The organism is Variovorax sp. P4_D9, from assembly GCF_056401695.1.
This window is the reverse complement of the sequence record NZ_JBFUIU010001587.1, coordinates 1-949: the sequence shown is the minus strand read 5'-3', so window position 1 is coordinate 949 and position 949 is coordinate 1. Positions and strand designations below refer to the sequence as shown.

Genomic DNA, 949 nt, shown 5'->3' with positions numbered 1-949 from the left:
GCGCGGCGCCGGCATCAAGGTGCCTGACGTTGCCACGCTGGTGGACAAGCTCAAGAACGAAGCGAAGGTGATCTGATCATGACCGTACTTGTTATTGCCGAACACGACCACGCCACGCTGAAGCCGGCGACCCTCAAYACCGTGACCGCGGGCATTGCCTGCGCCAGCGGCGACGTCCACGTGCTGGTGGCCGGAGCCAACGCCGCCGAAGCCGGCAAGGCCGCCTCTCAAGTCGCAGGCGTTGCCAAGGTGATCGTCGCCGACAGCCCCTCCCTGGCCGAGAACCTCGCCGAGAACGTCGCCGCCCAGGTGCTSGCGATCGCSAAGAACTAYAGCCACATCCTGTTCCCCTCGACCGCCAACGGCAAGAACGTCGCCCCACGCGTGGCCGCCCTGCTCGACGTGGCGCAGATCAGCGATGTCACCAAGGTCGACAGCCCCGACACCTTCGAGCGACCGATCTACGCCGGGAACGCSATTGCGATCGTGCAGAGCAGCGATGCGATCAAGGTGATCACGGTGCGCACSACGGGCTTCGATGCGGCAGCGGCCACGGGCGGCAGTGCAGCGGTCGAGRCCGTAGACGGCGTCGCCGACAGCGGCAAGTCGAGCTTCATCGGCCGCGAGGTCACCAAGAGCGAGCGCCCCGAACTGACGGCCGCCAAGATCATCGTCTCGGGCGGCCGGGCCCTGGGCAGCGCCGAGAAGTTCCAGGAAGTGATGGCGCCGCTGGCCGACAAGCTCAACGCGGGCCTGGGCGCCAGCCGCGCAGCCGTCGACGCAGGCTACGCCCCGAACGACTGGCAGGTCGGCCAGACCGGCAAGATCGTCGCGCCGCAGTTGTACATCGCCTGCGGCATCTCGGGCGCGATCCAGCATCTGGCGGGCATGAAGGACTCGAAGGTGATCGTGGCGATCAACAAGGACGAGTGGCGATCAACAAGGACGA

Annotated in this window: 1 protein-coding gene; it reads left to right on the top strand. The window is 66.8% G+C overall.

Annotated elements, in window-relative coordinates; translation table 11 throughout:
- Window positions 1-78: 78 nt before the first annotated feature.
- Window positions 79-949, top strand: an 871-nt coding sequence (locus AC1DY5_RS57085; RefSeq protein ID WP_478122949.1) for an electron transfer flavoprotein subunit alpha/FixB family protein, incomplete at its 3' end; no start/stop codon positions are given.